The sequence below is a fragment of the Mesorhizobium sp. M4B.F.Ca.ET.089.01.1.1 genome (assembly GCF_004022605.1).
Classification (GTDB): Bacteria; Pseudomonadota; Alphaproteobacteria; order Rhizobiales; family Rhizobiaceae; genus Mesorhizobium; species Mesorhizobium abyssinicae.
In genome coordinates this window covers 1-15,985 of the sequence record NZ_RZOS01000097.1, presented here as the reverse complement: position 1 = coordinate 15,985, position 15,985 = coordinate 1, and the positions used below count along the sequence as shown (strand labels likewise).

The following is a 15,985-nucleotide window of genomic DNA, read 5'->3' as shown; positions in this document are numbered from 1 at the left end:
TTCCAGCACCGTCGCGATTTTGGCCGCGATGGCGGAAGCGGCAGGCGCCATCAGGACGGCATCGGCCGACTTGGGTTGCAGCATGTCGCGTACGCTGCCGACATCGGTGGCGACGAACGGGATCTCCTCATCGAGGCAGGCCACCACATCCATCGGCAGCTGTGCCGCCGCATGGGTGATCGCCACCAGCGCATGGCTCTGCCGCAGATACCGGAAAATGTCCGGCTCGTCGCGAATCGGCAGCAGCTTGAGCTTGAACGGCCATTGCTGCGCGCGCCGCACGATCATGCCGCCCGAATGCTCGCCAAGCACATGCCCGAAGGCGCCGACGACAGTCACCGCCAGATCGGTGATGCCGCTGTCGGCCAGACGGTCGAGCGCATCGCAAAACAGCGTCAGGCCGCCGCGCGCTTCGGTCCCCGAGAAATGAACCACTTCCGTGGTCAGCCGCTGTCGCGGCCGATAATGATCGGAGTGGAAGTTCGAACGCCATTCCTCCGGCACCAGCGGAGCGGCAACATGGCGGCTGGCCGGCAGCTTCCACCCTGCCTTGGTCATCCAGTCGAGCAGCGACTGGCCGGTGACGACGAGATGGTCGCAGGTCTCGGCCGAAATCCGTTCCATATGCGCGACGGTCATCTGCTCCTTGCGCTCGACCGCCCGACCGTTCGCCTGCAGCTTCCACATCAGCGGTTCGTGGGCGAGCACGACGATGGCGGGAGGATCGGGAAAGACGCCGGTGCGCTTGGCAACGGTCGGGAAATGCGCCAGTCCGCCTTCGAGCGCGAAATAGACGACATCGAACGCGTTCTGCTTGAGATAGTGGTAGACGGCCACGGAATGCTTGTCGCTCGAATCGTACCCACGCAGCAATTCGGGCGATGGCGGCAACAATTCGAGCCGCACCAGGAAATTGTCGAAACACCATTTGCCGAGCCTGGCGATCTCCTGCTCGTCCGGCTGGCTGCCTGTGGGGCTTGGCACCCAGAGCAGCGTCACCGTATCGCCGGTCGCCGCCAGATGCTGTGCCAGCGCGTAGGTCGCCGACCCGGGATCGGCGGTCACCGTCGAGCCGAACTCGACCTCCGAAACGATGCATACATTGCGCGGCTTCCGGCCTGCCTGCCGCTTGCCTTTGGGCGCCGTGCCCGCCTTCGAACCAACGCTCAATCGGTCCCCCTATCGGTCCACTGTCAGCCTGCCGCCGCGCGCGAAACAGTCTTGCCAACAGTTGGATAATACTTTGATAATTGTTTTGCGGCTCACAATAGCGCTCCCGCGCGTTCGCGTAACCGGATTGATGACGTTCCGATGGTTGGCCTGCAATCCCCAAAACACCTCGCGCGACTGGACGAGCGGCCGATCGATGTGGCCGCTGGCGAGATCCTGTGCTTTGTCGGACTGCGCAACGAAGCGACGCTGCTGCCCAAGCTTCTCGATCACTATCGCGGCCTTGGCGTCGATCGGTTTTTCTTCCTGGACAACGGCTCCACCGACGGTACGCGCGAACTGATATTGGAGCAGGCGGACAGCCATTGCTTCCACACCGAGGGATCGCATTTCGCCGAAAACATCGATCCACCGCGGTGGATCAACACGCTGATGAACGTCTTCGGCACCGGCCATTGGTGTCTGTCGATCGACGCCGACGAACTGCTCGTCTACCCGGATTTCGAGCGGGTGGATCTGCACCGGCTTTGCGATTATCTCGACGCGACCGGCTCGGACGCGGTGATCGGCTCCATGATCGACATGTACGCCGACGGCCCGTTGGCCGAGTGCAGCTATGACGGCAAGATCCCGCTTATCGAGGCCTCACCCTATTTCGATCCGGAGCCGGGTTGGCTGCGTGCGCGTGACGGCTTGTATCCGCCGCAGCAGATGTTCGGCGGCGTGCGGGAGCGCGTCTTCTGGCACGGCCGGTTCAAGCAGACTTTTCCGCCGTGCCTGAGCAAGGTCCCGATCGTGCGATGGGAGCGCGGCAGGCACTATCATGTGGCGCAGCACACGATCAGCAAGGTGCGGTTCAGCGAGCTCCGCGTCGCGCTGCTGCACTTCAAATTCGTCTGGGGCTTCCGCCAGAAATCAGCGTCGTCGCTGAGCGAGAACACGCAGCTTAAGGAAAAGACGCTCGAGGAGCGCGCCGCCTACATGGAGGCGCTGGAGCGCAATCCGAAACTGTCGCTCCGGAACCATCGCTCCGTTCGCTATCACGACGCCGCGCAGCTTGTGGACCTCGGCTGGATGAAAACCTCGGATCGCTACGCCGAGTTCGTCGCAAACGCCGTCGGGCCGCGCCAAGGCACGGCCACCTGACATAGCGAACTGGAAACTGCGGCGGGACTTATCCGCCGTAGCCGCCGCCACCCTCTCCATGATCTCCGCCGTCGCCATCCGGACCGAACTGCGCCAGGCTGTTCAAAGCAAGCGCTTTGCATGCCGTCGGAGCATTCGGATAGCGATGCAGATAGTCCTCGAGCGCCTCGATCGTGCCGATCCTGAGGGCCTGCTCACATGCGAGCTCGGCCTCCTTGACCCCGACTTCGAATTGCGCCTGCGCCGCGCCCGAGAAAGCGACGCTTACACCAAGAATACTAAGCCCACCCAACAGTAGCGATTGGATCTTACGCATAACTAACCCCTTTCACCACGCACCATATTGAATTTATTGTTTTGTTAGCATTTTGTCAACCATAACTGCGGGTGTGCCGTGCCCCATCCTGGCGCAAGGTTAACGTCCGAATCCGCCGCGAAGGCGCTAGTCGCTGAACAATACAAGCTGCCGAAAGAAGGCATTGGTCGGCGAACCATTCGGCCTTCCCGCGAAACGAACCGCAAGCGCGATCGAGAGCGGCATTTTGCGCCGCGCGCGAAGCGCCGCCACCAGCGAGTGGCGCACGAATTTTTCCTCGACGGTCGTCCAGCCTGAGAAGGCAAAGGTCTGGGAGGCGATATCCCCCTGCCAGTCTATGGTTTGATCGGGGCGGGCAAGCGCAAGCGCGAAGTCCAATGCCGACGCGTCGGCATGCGCGATCTCGACCGTTGCCTCCACCCTTCGAAAGAAGGGCGGAAAATGGAGATCAAGCGAGGCCGCGACGACGCCGTCCGCGTGCGGGCGCAGGAACACGCCGCCACCATCCGGCGCGACAAGCAACAGTGGCAGGGCCGAGGCGCGTGGCGTCAGCAACCTGGCGCTCCGCAGCACTTCGTAGGCGAGGGTGGTTGAACCGCCGCCGTCGCGCGGACGACCGGGGGCATCAACGGCCATGGTGGCAGGCCGTCCAAGCAGGCCGGCCACGGTCTCGGGACGGCCGATCGAGCCGGCAATGCCCGCCAGTTTCTTCAGGGCCACATCGCTGTTCGGCTCGAGATCGCAGAGCTCCAGATAGTCTCGATAGGCGGGTGTGTACCTCAGGTTTTCGCGCGCGCTTTCCAGTTCGGATCGCGTCGTGTTCTGGGCGATGGCGAGCTGGTAGAGCGGCCCGGCGCCATCGAACTGGCCGGAGCCAAATGTCTCCAGGACAGGGCGGCGATTATCGTACCAGTTCGATGTCCGGAACATGCTATCCGGTTTCGAGCGGTACCAGTAGAGCGGCTTCGGGATCGGCCTGATCTTCAGCCCGGCAAGCGAGGCTCGCGCAAAGAATTCCCAGTCGTGCACGGCGTAGCCAGGCTCTTCGACCAGGAATCCGATCCGCGAGAAGACCGACCGGCGCACCATCGCATTGGCGTCGCCATAGACGTTGTGGATCAGGCCGAGCGCGTCGGGGCCGCCGAGCGGCAGATACTGGATCAGCCCGTCGGCCCGCTTCTCCGGCACGACGTCCTCGTAGAAGATCAGCTGGAACGCCGTGCAGATGTCCGCGCCCGTTGCTGCCATGGCGCGCACGAAATGGTCCACCGCCTCCGGGAACAATGCGTTGTCGTCGTCCGCGAACAGGATCAACTCGCCCTTGGCGGCGCGAACGCCGGCGTTTCGCGCCGCGCCGAGATGCCGGTGCGGCCGGCGCAGGATCTTCCATCCGCGCCGGCGGAAGTCCGGTTCCAGCGCATCCAGCAATCGCCTGGCCCCGTCCTGGTCGCTGCCATCGTCGACCAGCACCAGCTCGAGATCCCGGTAAGTCTGCGCTTCGATCGCCGCGATCGCCTGTTTCAGATAGAGCGGCCGATTGCGATGGGCCATGACGATCGAAACCAGCGGCGATGGGCCGGCGCCCCTGCGGGTCCGCTTGCGCGGCGCTTCGCGCGTATCCAACCAGGCCTGGCGATTTTGGCGCACGATCCGCTGGGGGCGTGGCGGGCTGTCGAGCGCGGCCGAAATCGCCCGCGCCAGCGCGGCGGGATCGGGATCGACCAGCCCGGGCTGACCGGCCTCGGCGATCCAGGCCTCGGCGTTCGCGCCAACATTGGTCGCAACGACCGGCAACCCCGCCGCGATGCAGGCAGCGACGACCCCGCCGGTCGATGCCGCCCGCGCGGGAACGACAGCGAGCCCCCCGGTCCGCGCGGCGTGGTCGAGCCTTGCGTTCAGGTCGGCGTCCGGCAAAAGGTTGAGCTTGAACGGCCATCGCTCGGCGCGCCGCAGAAGCAGTCCGCCGCTATGCTCGCCCATGATCCTTCCGAACGGGCCGAACGCGGTGACCGTAAGGCCTTCGGGCGCGGTCGGCGCGAGGGTGTCCAGCGCATCGCAGAGCAGCGTCAGGCCATCGCGAACCCGCCACCCGGCGAGGACGACGAGTTCGCTCGCGCTTTTCCTGGCAATCGGCGTGCGTGCGCCGGCCGCGTCGCGCGGATCGCGCAGCAGCGGCGCCACTGTCGCCTTCCTGACCTTCCAGCCCCGCGACAACATCCATTTTCGCAGGGCGGCCGACGCACAGACCGTGCTGTCGGCCATCTCGGCGCAGTATTTTTCCATATGGGCGACGGCAATCGCCTCGGTCGTGTCCATGAACGCCTTGTCGGCTTCATCGGCCCACTCGCTGGGGGCATGGGCGACGGCCACGATGGGCGGTGCGGCGAACGCCGCCGTCTCGGCCGCGAGCAAGGTGAAGTAGGGCAATCCGCCCTCGAGCGGCGCATAGACCAGGTCATGGCCGGACCGCTCCAGGTAGTGCAGCAGGGCGGCCGACCGGCTCTCGGGCGTCGCCAGCCAAGGAAGCAGCTGATCCGATCGGTCGAGGACCTGCAGCCGGATGGAGGCCGCCTCCAACTCGCCGCGGTGTGTCGCCACCACCTCGGAAGACGGCGCGTCCGGGCCCGGCACCCAAACCAGGGTGACGTCGTCGCCGTCTCCGGCGAAGAGCCTGGCCAGCTCGGGCATGGCAGCATCGTCCTCGCCGCGACGGCCGATCACGCTCGTCACGACGCAGACGCGGCGAGGCTTGCCTTCCGGCTCCACCGGCCCCAGCTCCTTGCCACCAACGACCATCGAAATTCCCTGTTCGGTCCCGCCGACAGCGCCCTTCGCGACGCGGTCCACCCGCCATTATGCCCGCGTCAGGTTTACTTTTCGGTGATCATGCTTTTGCGCCATCGGTAAACCAACTCGTCAAGCAGGTGCTAAAATGACTGTGCAAACAATCGACTGTTACAACTTTAGCGACCCGGCATAAGCAATCTTTACGGCTCCTGGCTAGTCATGACGGCATATCAGGAGGCGCAAATGAAAACGACAATGAAGTTTCTCGGTGCGCTCGTCGTAATGGGCGCAACGGTCTCGGCGAGCTCCGCCGACCAACTTTTGCGGCCGCGCATCAACCTCGGCAGTGCCAACGTCAAGACGATCAGCGGCGACCGCGGCGGCTATGTGATCGACTATGCTATCCGTGCGCTGAAGATGCGCCGCAGCGGCACCTTCGTGCGTTTCAACGGTGCGTGCGACTCGGCCTGCACGCTCTATCTGTCGATGCCCAAGAGCAAGGTGTGCGTCACGCAGCGCGCGTCTTTCGGCTTCCACCTGCCCTATGGCGCAGGGGCGCGGGGCAACCAGGTCGCCGCCAATTTCATGATGAAGAACTATCCGGGCTGGGTTCGCGGCTGGATCGCCAAGCGCGGCGGACTGAAGGGTTCGATCGCGACCATGACATATGCGGATGCCAGCCGCTTTCTGCCGACATGTCCTTCCGAGCAGCGCGGCACGACCATTGCCAGCTTCGGCCCGACGCGCCTGCGTGGCGGCTGATCCTGCGAACCAGTACTGAAAGGCATTGACGGGTGGCGGGCGCAGGCCCGCCACAGCCGATTCATGCCCGCGGCTGCCCGCATTTGATCCAAGAAGTCATTGGTGTATTTTCGAAGCCGTCTTATTCGTCACGGGCCTGGTGCGAATGCAGTCTTGCCAAAAGTTCGTGCTTCTCGCCTCGCAAAGGACAGGATCGCAAGCGCTCAACCGCCATCTCAACCAGTATGAGGGGATGGTGATGCATGGCGAGATCTTCAACGCGGGCTTTGTCGGCTTGCGCAGCGACTACCACGAGAAGCTGAGCCTGCCGCGTGAAGGCGTCGAGATGCGCGACGCCGACCCAGAACAATTCATAGCGCGGATTTTCGACGACCCGGCGGCCCGCTTTGTCGGCTTCCACATATTCCCCGAACAGACGCGCCCCGCCATTCTTCCGGTTCTGGAAGACCAGAGCGTCAAGAAACTCTGGCTCGTCAGGAACCCGGTCGCGTCGTTCGTTTCATTGCTCGAGGCGGAGGCGTCCGGAGTCTGGGCGGTTCATGCCTCGGATCCGCTGCCCGCCGGCGACTACCGGAAAAAGGTGCGTTTCGACATCGACCGCTTCAATGCCTATCTCCACGAACTGAACCTGTTTCGGGCCAAGATCAAATCCGTACTGTTCGAAACCGGGCAGCCCTATTTCCCGATCCACTACAGCGACATCGCCGATCCGCTGGTCGGCAACGCGATCATAGCCTATCTCGGCGGCTCTCAGCGCCTCGACCGTTTCGAGACCGACATCCTGAAGCCGCCATCGCGCCCGTTCGCCGAGCGCATCGAGAATTACTGGGAATTCACCGCCTACTTCAGGGCCATTTCCACGGAAGCCCTCTACGCGTTCGGGTGAGGTCAACGCGTCCGGTTAACCAGTTCACGACAAGTTTGGTTAACGAATACTTGATTTTGTTGACTCTTTTTTAGCTCGGACCGATTCTGTCATGGGGGTTTGAAGGCTTTCGGCCGTGGCTGGGCCGAAGCGCAAACTGGCGGCGGATAGTCCTATGAGTGTTTTCGCGATTGCCGGCGTCATTGGCGGCACGGGCTGGGCGAGCCGTTCCGGCACGCCGGGCAGGGCATTGCCGTGAGCGGCCGTATGGTGTCGAACGAGCCGCCAGCGTCGTCGCGGGACACGCGCTTCCGGCGCATGAGCCTGCAGATCATTTGCACAGGCTTGTTGTCGTGGCTGCTTCTGGGCGTCTACCGGGGCGTCATCGTCGATCCGCAAACGACGCTTGGCGGCCTTGTCGCGTCCATGCCCAAGGGACTGGCATCGAGCTACTACGACCTGATCGTCATGGCGTCCCTGACCGTGACGGCCTTGATCCTTCTTTTTCCGGTCAAGGCCAGCCGGCTTGGCTGCGCTGTTGTCGGCTTCATTTTCTACCTCGCCGTCCTGGTGTCGCTGGGCTGGGGCTTTGCCAACATAAATCTCGTCAAGATGCTGGGCGAGCCGTTCACCTTCCAATGGCTGGTCTATGGCGACTTCCTGCAGAATGCCGACGCCCGGAACGCCATGGGCGACGCGCTCAACACCAGGGACGTCGCCATCGTGTCGTTGTCCATCCTTCTGGTGCTTGTCCTAGGCTACGCGGCGGCCAGACTGTGGCTGCGGCTCGGTGTCGTCGGTCACAGGGTCCTTCTGGCCACGCTCGTGCTGGGCGTCGCCGGCGCCTTGGCCGGCACGGCCTATCACGTGCATGCGGAAGCGCTGCCAGCGGCGAAGATCGACAATCCGATCGTGCATTTCGTCGAATCGGCCCTGCTCAGTCCGACGCCGGTGGTCCTGACGATGAACGCCAGCGCCAATGACCCCGACACCGCCAGCGTCGCGGAGCGGCCGCCGGAAACCTCGAGCTTCAAGGCGCCAGTACCGAACCCGATCAAGAACGTGCTGATTTTCATGATGGAGTCGGTGCCATCCAAATATATCGAGACCTTTGGCGGTAAATACCCCGTCACGCCAAACATAAAAAGCTATGCGGCGGATTCCGTGCGCTTTGACAACATCTATGCGCATGCCCCTTCCACGCACTACTCGCTATTTTCTCTGTTTACCTCGATGTACAACGACATCTCATACTACGGCATGACGATGCAGCATCCGTATCTGCCGCTGGACTCGATCTCCAACATCCTTTCCGCGCACAGCTTTCGCACCGGCTTCTTCTGGAGCGCGGATTCCCGGTTCCAGCGCGTCGACGAATTCCTGCTCAACAAGGGGCTTGATACGATCCAGGATTATCGCGGGCAGAAATGCGCCACTCCCACCTTCAAGCTCAGTTCCGAGCAGTGGAAGAATATGGATTACAACAGTGATCTGTGCACGGCGCAGTCGACCATCGACTGGATGAACAAGGACGAGGGCAATCCTTTCTTCGCCATCATGTTCACGGCGATGACCCATTATCCCTACATCACCGACAGCCCGATGTTCTCGAAGATGGCGCCGTCCTCCCACACCGGGCTGGTCCACTACTCGGACGACGAAAAATTCAATGCCTACCTCAATGCCCTCAAGGTCGGCGATACGGCGCTTGGCGAAATCCTCGAGTCGCTGAAGCAGTCGGGCAAGCTCGATTCAACGTTGGTCGTGATCCTTGGCGATCATGGCGAGGCGTTCGGCGAGCATGACGACTATGTCCATGCCAGCGCGATCTATGAGGAGAACGTCCACATCCCGCTGATCATGATCAACAAGCATCTCTTCCACGATCAGGTCGTACATTCCGTCGGCGGCATCGTCGACATCGCCCCGACCATCCTCGACATACTCGGTCTTCCGCTGCCCAAGCAGTGGCAGGGGCGCAGCCTGTTCAGCGAGCAGCGGCCGAACAAGACCTTCTTCTTCAATCCCTGGGCTGGCTTCCTGTTCGGCTACCGCGAGGACGACCGCAAGGTCGTCTTCAACGCGACCACCGGCAAGGTCGAGCAGTACGACCTCAAGGCCGATCCCGACGAGCGGACAAATCTCTTCAACGACGCCAGCGATCGCAACGCGCTGCTGCAGCCAATCGCCGGATGGGTGCAGTCGCAGCGGCGGCGCGTCGCCGATCTGGTCGCTGCCGAGGCCAAAGACACTGCGCGCTGCACCGTCACCAACCTGGAGATCGACGCCACCGGCACGGAGTTCGAAGGACCGCCGCGCCTGGATGTCCTGGTGGATGGCAAGCCCGTCGCCCAGATCAACGTTTCGGGCGTGCAAAGCAAGGCCATAACGCCCGACCAGATCGGCGCCGAGCTGCAGGCGGCGTCGGCCGATGCGAAGCCATTCTTCGTCGACCTCAGCGCCGTGGCCAGTCCGCATTTGATCGAGCTTCGCTTTGCCAATGATCTGTGGGCCGGGCAGGGCAAGCCAGGCGATCGCAACCTGTTCATCAAGAGCATTAAGGTGAACGGCCAGCTGGTCCCAAACAGCAGGCTGCATATCGACAACCGGGCCACCGGCTACACCGATGGCAGCGGCACCAGCATGTACAACAACGGCTCACTATGGGTCGGCGGTCCCTTCGTCGACGGATGCGTGTAGGAGCGAGGATCTGCGTACCGCGTTGACGCGCCGCCTTCCGAGGGCGGGCAGCAAAGCCAATAGGTGGCATTTTAACAATATCTGGCGCAATGGCGAAAGACGGTGCTCACCACGCCGCTTGCCCGAATTTTAATCAGCATCGACTAATATGGAAGGGCAGTGGAAAAGAGCGGCTGGCGTTCAAGCCGCCGCTCGCGACACTGATCCTTCGCCGGGGGGCGCGAGCCGAGGGCGAGAGGCTGGCGCAGGCCTTGCGCCTTACCTCTTGCCCTCCGGCCGCCATTCCTGCCGGTACCAGTCGACGAATTTCCGCAGGCCTTCCTCGATCCGCACCTTCGGCCTGAAACCGAAATCCCGCTCCAGCGCGCTGGTGTCGGCATAGGTTTTTTCGACCTCGCCGGGCTGCAGGGGCAGGTTGTCGCGTATCGCCTTGACGCCGAGCAGGCTCTCCAGCGTGTCGATGAAGCGGCCGAGATGCACCGGCTGGCTGTTGCCGATGTTGTAGAGCCTGTGCCGCGGGCCGTCGGACGCGGGCGGCTTGTCGAGGACGGCGACGACGCCCTCGACAATGTCGTCGATATAGGTGAAGTCACGCCACATCTCGCCATGGTTGAAGACGCGGATCGGCTTGCCGGCGAGCATCGCCTCGGTGAAGATCCAGCTCGCCATGTCTGGCCGGCCCCACGGGCCATAGACGGTGAAGAAGCGCAGGCCCGTCTGCGGCAGGCCGAACAGATGCGCGTAGGTCGAGCTCATCAGCTCGTCCGCCTTCTTCGTCGCCGCGTAAATCGACACCGGGTCGTCGACGCGGTCGCTCTCGGCGAACGGCACTTTCGTGTTGCCGCCATAGACCGAGCTCGACGAGGCATAGACCAGATGCTCGAGCCCGGAGGAGGCCCGGCAGAGCTCCAGGATTTCGAGCTGCCCGGCGATGTTGGCGTGGATATAGGCGCGCGGATTTTCGAGCGAATAGCGCACGCCCGCCTGCGCCGCCAGATGCACGATGCCGCGCACCGGCCGCTTGCCCAGCGCTGCCGCCAGGGCGCCCGGCTCGGCGATGTCGAGCTGGTGGAACGAAAATGCTTTCCTGCCGGAAAGCCGCGCCAGCCGCGCCGCCTTCAGCGCCGGGTCGTAATAGCTGTTCATATTGTCGATGCCGATGACATCGTCGCCGCGCGCCAGCAGCCGCTGGCAGACATGGCTGCCGATGAAGCCGGCGGCTCCGGTCACCACTATCGACATCGAACCTCCTGCGGCGAGGCGGCAAGCGCACTGCCGCGCCTGCGTATTGGCGGGATCATTGCTGGCGCAAGTTCCATGGAAGTCCGGTCAAATCATGACGCCGGGCGACGCCAGCCGTCACTTTCCTGTTCATCCGGCCGCGGCCGCGCAACATAGGCCGACGCCCCGTTCGCCTCGTGATAGACGCGCGCCAGCATTTCCGCCAGCACGCCGGACGTCACCATCTGCACTCCGGCGATGAGCAGGAAGAAGCCGGCGAACAGCATCGGGCGCGTGCCGATGTCCTGGCCGAGGAACAGTTTCACGCAGAAGAGATAGGCAAGCACCAGCGAACCCAGCGCGCCGAGCACGATGCCGATGCCGCCGAAGAAATGTCCGGGCCGGGTGCGGTAACGCATGAAGAAGTACATGAACACCAGGTCGAGCACGACCCTGAAGGTGCGCGAGATGCCGTATTTGGACTGGCCGTAGATGCGCGCATGATGCGTCACCACTTCCTGCGCGATGCGCCGCGGCGTCGTCACCGTCGCCAGCCAGGCCGGGATGAAGCGGTGCATTTCGCCATAGAGCCGGACGCTGCGGATGACGCTGCCGCGGAAGACCTTCAGGCTGCAGCCATAATCCTTCAGCCGCACGCCGGTGACGCGCCCGATCAGCCTGTTGGCGATGCGCGAGGGCAGCCGGCGCATCCAAAAGCCCTCCTGGCGGTCCTTGCGCCAGCCGGCCACGAGATCGAGGTCCTCGGTCAGCAGGCGATAGACCATGCGCGGTATGTCGAAAGGATCGTTCTGCAGGTCGCCGTCGAGGGTGGCGATGACGTCGCCGCGCGCGGCATCGAGCCCTGCCTGCATGGCAGCGGTCTGCTTGTAGTTGCGCACCAGCTCGACCGCATGCACATGCGCCCCGTAATGCGCCGCCAGGCGGCGGATTTCGTTTGCCGTCGCGTCGGTGCTGCCGTCATCGACGAGCACGACCTCCCAGGGCTGGCTATAGTGCTCCATCGCCTGGTGAATGCGCGCCAGCAGCGGCTCGACATTCTCGGCCTCGTTGTACATGGGCACGACGATCGACAGCATATGTTCCGGCATGACCGCGCCGTCGGGCAAACCTGAAGCAGGGATGGGCAGCAGGCTCATAGCGAGGGCTTCCTTGCAGGTTCCGCCGCCGGGCTTTCCGGCAGCGTCGATTTGGAGGGGAACAGCCAGGCGATCGCGCCGGTGGCGATCGCCGAGCCGAAGATGAACAGGTGCAGCGCCAGCGCCGCCTGCAGGCCGCTCTTCATGGCGATGCCGGAGGTGAGCAGCGCCGCCGCCGCGCCCGCCTCATAGGTGCCGAAGCCGGCAACGCCCTGCACCGGCAAGATGGCGGCGCCCTCGGCGCCGACCACGCCCGGAAAGGCGGTCGTGAAGGATGTCCCCAGCATCAGCGCCAGCAGCCAGGCCTGAACGGAAAGCTTCAGCGCCCAGTTGGCGACCGTCCACCACCAGCCATAGCGCGAGCGTCCGGTCGCTTCGGTGAAGATGTCGCGAATGCGGCCGAGCTTGGCCACCAGCCGGCCCCGCCCGTCCCAGTCATGCGGCGCGCGCGCCCAGCGCGGCAGGTACCAGGCGGCGGCGATCAGCGCCGCGATCCCCGCGGCTCTCAGCGCTGGGTGCAACCCTGGCCAGACCAGGCAAGCGAGGATGCCGACGACGAAGGCGTCCTGCAGCCTGAACCACAAAAGCGAGGCGCTGGCGCGCATGATCGAGATGCCGAAGACCTGGCGCAAAAGCAGCGGAAAGGCGGTCTCGCCGCCGCGGAAGGGCACGACGTTGATCATCGCATTGTGGATCAGGATGACGCGCAGGCAGGCGCCGAAACGACCATGCACCTCGTCGCGGAATTCGTCGCAGACGCGCAGCGCCCGCAGCCCATAGGTAACGAACAGAGTAAGGGCGACAGCCACGAAGGTGGCTGGCGTGACGCGGTCGAAGGCATCGCCCACCATCTTCCAGCGCGCGTCGCTGGCAAGCCAGGCCAGCAGCGCCAGGGTAACGACTATCGAGATTGCTCGTTTCAACCAATTCTCCGCAGGCTTTCGCCGCCGCGTTCCGGTGGGCTCATCGGGAAGATCCGAGATGCCCGGCATCGGGTTCCTTGCCGATTGTCCGCGGCCCCTAAGCCCAAAGGTCGCGGCTCCTTGTGGTGGCGGCTGCTCCTATAGACCAGCAGCCTGTTCGAATCCACAAGCTTGGTCCCGCCCGTCGAGACGGTGTCGTGGATCCGTGGGCAACAGCGATTGACACCGCTCCTTGCCTCGCGGTTAATAGCAGGCGGGGGCGGCAACCGCGATGCCTTTGGGGCGAAGGCTTGCGTGTGCGTGTTGGCGCCGGATGGGGGAGGCGAACACCGACATGCGACCGTCTATCATGCCGACAATTCAACGAGCCGGAAGGGGCCGGCCGCTTGCGCGGCACGCCTTGCTGATCGCCCTCGTCGCCTGCAGCGAAATGGCGCTTGCCGGCGTTGCGCACACGGCCGCCGCGAAGGATCGAGCGCCTACCCAGACCGCCACCGTTCCGACGGCGTTCGAGATGCAGCTGTTCTACGCGGACCGCACGTGGAACTGGCAGGATGGAGCCGCCTATTTCGCGCAGGACAGGCGTTTGCGTGCCTGGACCGCCGGACCGGATTCGACCTCCATCGCCGAAGGCAGATGGCTGCTGACCAGCAACGGCAAGATGTGCATGGAGCTCGTCTGGCGGTCCACGGCCTATGCCGCGACGCCGATCCGCACCTGCTTCAGCCATCGCATCCAGGACGGCAACGTCGAGCAGCGCAAGGATCCGGACGGCGGCTGGTACAGCTTCAAGCACGCTTCGGACGATGCTTCCGGGGAGCACCGGAAGTTCCAGGAAGGCGACGCCAAGAACATAGAGTTCGAAACGGCCCGCAAGCTGGTGGATCCCAAGGGCTAAGCAATTGCAGGAAACGCGTGAGGCGGTTTTCCGTCCGGAATTGCGACAAAACAAGAGATAGAGCGGTTCTCCGTTTCGGTGGAAACCGTGACCGTCAGGCACTGGTCGGCCCACCGCAGCAATCAGCAAAAAGAAGAGGCCCGCTGAGCGAGTTTTCAACCCAACTCAGCGAGCCCACGCCCCGACACATTACTCACAGGGACGACTGCCAGCCTTGTGGGCTGGTGTTTACCGGTGCCCGCGCAGCAGTGCGCGGCGCTGTCACGGGATCCGGAGCGGAAATTGCGGGCGCCGGCATTGCCGGGCCGAGACCGAAGAAGGGCGCGGCCGTCCTGACGATGGTGTCGATGTCGGACAGTTCCGCCACGAAGCCCAGTTGCTCGCGCGCCAGGCTCGGATCGGCATAGAGCTCGGCCGGATCGCCGGGACGCCGCGGCCGGTAGACGACCGGAACCGGTCGCGCCGTCATCCGGGCGACCGTTTCCAGGATCTCCCTGATGGAAACGCCGCGGCCGGTGCCGAGATTGACCGACAGGCTGTCGCCGCCCGCTTCCAGATGAATGAGCGCCTTCAGGTGGGCACGGGCAAGATCGCTGACGTGGATATAATCGCGCACGCAGGTGCCGTCCGCCGTGTCGTAGTCGGTGCCGAAGACCTCGATCGCATCGATCATGCCGGACGCAGCCATCAGCACCCTGGGCAGGAGATGGGTTTCGGGGGTGTGCCATTCACCGAGCTCGCCGTCCGGGTCGGCGCCGCAGGCGTTGAAATAGCGCAGGATCGCGTACTTCATGCCATAGGCCGAGGCATAGTCGCGGATGATCTCTTCGCCCATCAGCTTGGTGCGGCCATAGGGGCTGATCGGGCGCTGCGGCGAGGTCTCGCTGACCGGCAGCGACGCCGGCACGCCGTAGGTCGCGCAGCTCGAGGAAAAGATGATGTTGTCGATGCCGTTTGCCCGCGCCGCGTCGAGCACCGCGATCGTTCCCGCCACGTTGGTCGAATAATAGTCGGCCGGTTCGCTGACCGACTCCCCGACATAGGCCAGCGCTGCGAAATGGATGATCGCCTGCGGCCGGCGGGTCGTGATCGCCCGCTCGAGCGTCCGACGATCGCGGACGTCGCCGACGATCAAAGGACCCCAGGCTACGGACCCCTCATTGCCGCGGCTCAGATTGTCGTACGCCACCGGCAGGTAGCCCGCCTCCGACAGGAGTTTGCAGGTGTGGCTGCCGATGTATCCGGCCCCACCTGTCACCAGGATCGGGCGGCGTTTCATGACGTGACAGCCTCCTTGACGGGCCGGCGACTGCCGAGCAAGGCGTCGAAATACTGCGTGGTATGGGCGAGCCCTTCTCTCAGGCTGATCTTCGGCTCCCAGTCGAGATGCTGCCTGGCGAAGGAGATGTCCGGCTTGCGTTGCTTGGGGTCGTCGACCGGCAGCGGCCGGTGCACGATCCGCGAGCGCGAATTCGTATAGTCGATGACCAGCTCTGCCAGTTCCATGATGGTGAATTCGACGGGGTTGCCGAGATTGACCGGATGGGCGGGCGAAGTTGGGGCGTTCATCAGCCGGATGAAGCCTTCGATGAGGTCGTCGACGTAGCAGAACGAGCGCGTCTGCATGCCGCTGCCGTAGACGGTTATGTCTTCGCCGCGCAGCGCCTGGACGATGAAGTTCGACACCACCCGCCCGTCATCGGGCTGCATGCGGCGGCCATAGGTGTTGAAGATGCGCGCGACGCGCACGTCGATGCCGTATGTCCTCGAATAGTCGAAGAACAGCGTCTCGGCCGAGCGCTTGCCCTCGTCATAGCAGGAGCGCGGGCCATGCGTGTTGACGTTGCCGAAATAGCTTTCGGGCTGCGGGTGCACCAGCGGGTCGCCATAGATCTCCGACGTCGAAGCCTGGAAGATCTTGGCATTGTGCCGCCGGGCGAGTTCCAGAAGGTTGATGGAGCCCAGCACGCTCGTCTTGAATGTATGGATCGGATCGGCCTGATAGTGCGGCGGAGAGGCGGGGCAGGGGGGGGTGTATAT

The 15,985-nt window shown here is 63.8% G+C and carries 13 protein-coding genes; 5 read left to right on the top strand and 8 right to left on the bottom strand.

Annotation, left to right across the window (positions count from 1 at the left end):
• Positions 1–1,170, bottom strand: a 1,170-nt coding sequence (locus EN780_RS12355) for a hypothetical protein (protein ID WP_133372603.1), incomplete at its 3' end; no start/stop codon positions are given.
• Between the two features lie 141 nt (positions 1,171–1,311).
• On the opposite strand from EN780_RS12355, the gene EN780_RS12350 reads away from it, so the two are divergent.
• Positions 1,312–2,316, top strand: coding sequence for a glycosyltransferase family 2 protein (locus tag EN780_RS12350; RefSeq protein WP_127309367.1), 1,005 nt, complete (start codon positions 1,312–1,314; stop codon positions 2,314–2,316).
• Between the two features lie 28 nt (positions 2,317–2,344).
• On the opposite strand, the gene EN780_RS12345 is transcribed toward EN780_RS12350, so the two are convergent.
• Both EN780_RS12345 and EN780_RS12340 read right to left on the bottom strand, forming a co-directional pair.
• On the bottom strand, positions 2,345–2,632 hold the full coding sequence (locus EN780_RS12345; protein WP_127283581.1) for a hypothetical protein: 288 nt from the start codon (positions 2,630–2,632) through the stop codon (positions 2,345–2,347).
• Between the two features lie 126 nt (positions 2,633–2,758).
• On the bottom strand, positions 2,759–5,428 hold the full coding sequence (locus EN780_RS12340) for a DUF6212 domain-containing protein (protein WP_189556515.1): 2,670 nt from the start codon (positions 5,426–5,428) through the stop codon (positions 2,759–2,761).
• A gap of 234 nt (positions 5,429–5,662) precedes the next feature.
• On the opposite strand from EN780_RS12340, the gene EN780_RS12335 reads away from it, so the two are divergent.
• The 3 genes from EN780_RS12335 (at position 5,663) to EN780_RS12325 (ending at position 9,746) form a co-directional block, all read left to right on the top strand.
• Entirely contained in the window at positions 5,663–6,181 is a 519-nt protein-coding gene (locus EN780_RS12335; protein ID WP_245493338.1) for a hypothetical protein, read from the top strand.
• Between the two features lie 145 nt (positions 6,182–6,326).
• A complete protein-coding gene (locus EN780_RS12330) occupies positions 6,327–7,067 on the top strand; it encodes a hypothetical protein (RefSeq protein ID WP_127283584.1) in 741 nt (246 codons plus the stop codon).
• 234 nt (positions 7,068–7,301) lie between these two features.
• Positions 7,302–9,746, top strand: coding sequence for a sulfatase-like hydrolase/transferase (locus EN780_RS12325; RefSeq protein WP_127392830.1), 2,445 nt, complete (start codon positions 7,302–7,304; stop codon positions 9,744–9,746).
• A 258-nt stretch (positions 9,747–10,004) separates the two neighbouring features.
• On the opposite strand, the gene EN780_RS12320 is transcribed toward EN780_RS12325, so the two are convergent.
• The 3 genes from EN780_RS12320 to EN780_RS12310 all read right to left on the bottom strand — a co-directional run bounded on the left by EN780_RS12320 (position 10,005) and on the right by EN780_RS12310 (position 13,047).
• Positions 10,005–10,988, bottom strand: a complete 984-nt coding sequence (locus tag EN780_RS12320; protein ID WP_127309363.1) for an NAD-dependent epimerase/dehydratase family protein — start codon at positions 10,986–10,988, stop codon at positions 10,005–10,007.
• Positions 10,989–11,080: 92 nt separating this feature from the next.
• Entirely contained in the window at positions 11,081–12,124 is a 1,044-nt protein-coding gene (locus EN780_RS12315) for a glycosyltransferase family 2 protein (RefSeq protein WP_127283587.1), read from the bottom strand.
• Positions 12,121–13,047 (bottom strand): lysylphosphatidylglycerol synthase domain-containing protein, encoded by a 927-nt coding sequence (locus EN780_RS12310; protein ID WP_127283588.1) that lies wholly within the window; start codon positions 13,045–13,047, stop codon positions 12,121–12,123. The genes EN780_RS12315 and EN780_RS12310 overlap by 4 nt, the downstream gene beginning before the upstream one ends.
• A gap of 400 nt (positions 13,048–13,447) precedes the next feature.
• On the opposite strand from EN780_RS12310, the gene EN780_RS12305 reads away from it, so the two are divergent.
• Entirely contained in the window at positions 13,448–13,945 is a 498-nt protein-coding gene (locus EN780_RS12305; protein ID WP_245478163.1) for a DUF995 domain-containing protein, read from the top strand.
• Between the two features lie 193 nt (positions 13,946–14,138).
• Here EN780_RS12305 and galE read toward each other — a convergent pair whose 3' ends face one another.
• Together galE and EN780_RS12295 are read right to left on the bottom strand one after the other, a co-directional pair.
• Positions 14,139–15,224, bottom strand: coding sequence for a UDP-glucose 4-epimerase GalE (gene galE / locus EN780_RS12300; protein WP_127283589.1), 1,086 nt, complete (start codon positions 15,222–15,224; stop codon positions 14,139–14,141).
• Positions 15,221–15,985 (bottom strand): GDP-mannose 4,6-dehydratase (locus tag EN780_RS12295; protein WP_128273997.1); only part of this gene is annotated, 765 nt, incomplete at its 5' end. The genes galE and EN780_RS12295, both read right to left, overlap by 4 nt.

Excerpts from the sequence above, each read along its gene's own strand:
- EN780_RS12350 (WP_127309367.1), top strand. The coding sequence starts at position 1,312 with ATGGTTGGCCTGCAATCCCCAAAACACCTCGCGCGACTGGACGAGCGG.
- EN780_RS12345 (WP_127283581.1), bottom strand. The coding sequence starts at position 2,632 with ATGCGTAAGATCCAATCGCTACTGTTGGGTGGGCTTAGTATTCTTGGT.
- EN780_RS12340 (WP_189556515.1), bottom strand. The coding sequence starts at position 5,428 with ATGGTCGTTGGTGGCAAGGAGCTGGGGCCGGTGGAGCCGGAAGGCAAG.
- EN780_RS12335 (WP_245493338.1), top strand. The coding sequence starts at position 5,663 with ATGAAAACGACAATGAAGTTTCTCGGTGCGCTCGTCGTAATGGGCGCA.
- EN780_RS12330 (WP_127283584.1), top strand. The coding sequence starts at position 6,327 with ATGCAGTCTTGCCAAAAGTTCGTGCTTCTCGCCTCGCAAAGGACAGGA.
- EN780_RS12320 (WP_127309363.1), bottom strand. The coding sequence starts at position 10,988 with ATGTCGATAGTGGTGACCGGAGCCGCCGGCTTCATCGGCAGCCATGTC.
- EN780_RS12315 (WP_127283587.1), bottom strand. The coding sequence starts at position 12,124 with ATGAGCCTGCTGCCCATCCCTGCTTCAGGTTTGCCCGACGGCGCGGTC.
- galE (WP_127283589.1), bottom strand. The coding sequence starts at position 15,224 with ATGAAACGCCGCCCGATCCTGGTGACAGGTGGGGCCGGATACATCGGC.